The sequence below is a fragment of the Pontibacillus yanchengensis Y32 genome (assembly GCF_000770635.1).
GTDB classification, from domain to species: domain Bacteria; phylum Bacillota; class Bacilli; order Bacillales; family BH030062; genus Pontibacillus; species Pontibacillus yanchengensis.
In genome coordinates this window covers 1-3,260 of sequence record NZ_AVBF01000120.1, presented here as the reverse complement: position 1 = coordinate 3,260, position 3,260 = coordinate 1, and the positions used below count along the sequence as shown (strand labels likewise).

The 3,260-nt window shown below is 41.9% G+C and carries 2 protein-coding genes; one reads left to right on the top strand and one right to left on the bottom strand.

Features of this window, described 5'->3' with window-relative positions; translation table 11 throughout:
- The first annotated feature begins 249 nt into the window (after window positions 1-249).
- Window positions 250-1,209 (top strand): bile acid:sodium symporter family protein, encoded by a 960-nt coding sequence (locus N782_RS20315; protein WP_036824847.1) that lies wholly within the window; start codon window positions 250-252, stop codon window positions 1,207-1,209.
- A 370-nt stretch (window positions 1,210-1,579) separates the two neighbouring features.
- On the opposite strand, the gene N782_RS20305 is transcribed toward N782_RS20315, so the two are convergent.
- Window positions 1,580-2,968 carry a DUF2252 domain-containing protein gene (locus N782_RS20305; protein ID WP_036824842.1) on the bottom strand — a complete coding sequence of 463 codons (1,389 nt, stop codon included), beginning with the start codon at window positions 2,966-2,968 and terminating at the stop codon, window positions 1,580-1,582.
- Window positions 2,969-3,260 lie beyond the last annotated feature (292 nt).

Here is a 3,260-nt window from a genome sequence, read left to right as displayed (position 1 = left end):
GTGGCGATACGCGCTTATATCCAGATGAAGCGAGCATATCGCGTGGCGATACGCGCTTATATCCAGATGAAGTGAGCATACTGCGCGGCGATACGGGCTTAAGTGGATTGAGAAAGTGCATTTTCATCCCTACACTTCCTCCCTTCCATTAAAGCGTTAATTTGTTAAAAAAAAGAGAAAAAGGTTTTGATTTTTCAGATTTTACTGTATACTCTTCCCTACTTTACATTTATAAGGGAGGTACATACTATGAAAACATTAGAGAAAATCAGCGGTTTTATGGGGAGTACGTTCGCCGTATGGGTGATTCTGTTTGCGGTCTTATCCTTCATTTTCCCATCCGGTTTCACGTGGATCGCTCCATACATCGTACCGCTTCTAGGTATCATCATGTTTGGCATGGGCTTGTCTCTGTCGAAAGATGATTTTAAAGAGGTGGCACGTCGACCAAGAGACGTTGGAATCGGTGTGGGTGCACAGTTTGTGATCATGCCTTTACTTGCATTTGCATTAGCGATGCTATTACCCGTTTCGAATGAGGTCGCGGCAGGAGTTATTTTAGTAGGCTGTTGTCCAGGAGGCACATCTTCAAACGTTATGACCTATCTTTCTAAAGGAGATACTGCATTATCTGTGGCAATCACAGCCGTGTCTACGTTACTAGCACCACTTGTAACGCCAGTACTTGTTCTGCTGTTCGCAAGTGAATGGATGCCTGTATCAGCAGGATCGCTATTCTTTTCCATCGTAAAAATTGTGCTTATTCCAATTCTACTAGGCTTGCTAGTTAAATGGCTGTTTGGCTCGAAAGCAGAAGCTGGCGTGAAGGCATTACCGCTCGTTTCCGTAATCGCGATTGTGGCTATCGTAACTGCAGTTGTAGGGGTGAACCAGGAAAAAATCGCCGAAACTGGCGCGCTCATTTTCGCCATCGTTGTACTTCACAATGTCCTCGGCTACGGAGTTGGGTACGGTCTTGGAAAATTATTCGGTTTGGAAGCTCCAAAACAACGTGCTGTATCGATTGAAGTAGGCATGCAAAACTCTGGACTAGGTGCAACATTGGCTACAGCGCATTTCAGCCCACTTGCGGCAGTACCAAGCGCTATTTTCAGTGTATGGCACAATATTTCTGGTCCTATCATCGCTACTATTTTCCGTAAGCAGAAGGAACAAGAGGAAAGTGAGTCAGAGCAAATTTCTGCTTAAGAACAAACGCTTCCTTTTAGAATTCTATTTCCTAGACAATAAAAGCTCCCAAATTGGGAGCTTTTTTATTGCTTATGTTCTTCCTTCCTCCTCCACCAATGATAAGTAAACCAAAAGATTGGCAGTGGAATAAGCCCATAGAACATTAAATTCTCGGGTAGGAAAAGGAAAAGCATTAGTGATGCCAAAAGAAATGGAGGCATCAGAATCCAGTATTTTTTATCGGTAAAATAATATTTAATCATAACACTTCCTTTTTCTGGTTAGTGTAACATAGCTTTCTTTCTATTAAAATTGTATATATGTTTATGAAAAAGCACAGGTCTTAATAAAAAAAAGCCCCCTATTCGGGAGCTTTTATCCATTACGATTACTTTCTAGCACTACGTGGTGTTTTGCTTTTTTTCGGTTGAAATAGTTGATAGAAATACTCATTCAACCATTCTTTGAATAGCTCATGATCCTGTTCTACACGCTCTTTGTAGAATCGGGACCATAGCTGAAGCTCGTTGATGAAGCCTTCACTGTCATCACCGATTGCTGCTAGAATTTCATTTTCACTGTGATAATCGAGAATATGATTTTCGATATCGCCATCAGCACGGGCATGGATTTTTGCTGCAATTTTGCCCATCGTCTTCAACGTTTTATCGACATCATCATATTCCTGCAAGTGCTTCTCCTTAAGATCTTTTTCATACGGAGAACGTTCGCGGACATAGAAATCACGGCCATTCATCGTGAAATAGCCTAAATATGGGTCAGCCATATGGTGCATCGCTTGCTGGGTCACAGTCACACGCTCACCCTGATGCTTGTGGGCTGTCCAGAACTGCTCATCATATGGGAAAAAGTAAGCTGGAATTGGAGTGCGCGCTTCTTTTGCCTCAAGAATCACATCATCTTCATGCTCATTGTCATGCTTTCCTTCTATTAAAATATAGAAACGCTTCAAGCCAGTGGAGCCAATGCCGGCGCCTGACTTTTTCACAATGTCCTTGATTTCATAATGATCTTTGTTCTGGAAGCTCTCTTCTGCGACGCTTTGAAGGTACTGATCCCAAACCTTATTAATTTCCTTGAATTCATTGTTCGAAACAGGATCAAGCTTCGTATTTTCACGGTCAAAAATACGATTGCCATTTTCATCAACAGTCGTCTGCTTGTCCAATTCATGCGTAGCCTTACGCTCTTCAAGTTTTTTCAAGGCTTTCTTAACCGCACTCTTCGTATTATCTACAGTAAAGCGTGTCGTAACTGGGTCCTCTTTATCTTTTGTAAATTTCTTAATCTGCTTATGGTAGGACTTCGCAAAACGTTCAACAAACTCATCTTGCTCCGTTTCACTAAAGCCTTGCTGCGCTGCAAACAGTCGAATACTCACAACCATACGCAGCACATCATATAGATACGAACCTAAGAAGCCCTCATCAAAATCATCGACATCAAATACAATCTCGCCTTCCTCATTTTGAAACGCACTGAAGTTATCAAAATGAAGATCGCCCATTATCCAAGTGGGCTTATCCTCAGGTGTATGATAGGAAAATGGAATATTCGACACATCATAATAGAAAAGATACGCGCTCCCACGGAAAAAGCTAAAAGGATCCTCCATCATCTTATCGTACTTCGCCTTCCGATCCGTCTTACTCAACTCCATAATCTCAGCATCGAACTGCTCCAAAATCGTATGCAACGTCTGCTTCCGCAGATATTTCTTCGTATCCTTAATACGTCTCTCAGCATTCTCAACCATATCATCATCCTCCTTACTTAATGGAAATCACGAATATATATTCTAGTAGTGATCATGGTTGAACACAATACGCTCTTTGTCACATTCCCGTTTTTGGTGAGGTGTAACATGTAATTTTTGGGTTGGGGGAGGGGGAATGGGGAGTGAGAGGAAGGATGAGTAAGTTACAACCTGGTTTAAGCTATTTATCCGTCACTTCCCCCTGGATATCCGCTCCTTTCCTCTCTTTATCCGTCACTTCCCCGATTAAGTCTATATAATTGTGTAAAAAAGTAAGACATAAAAAAAGGGC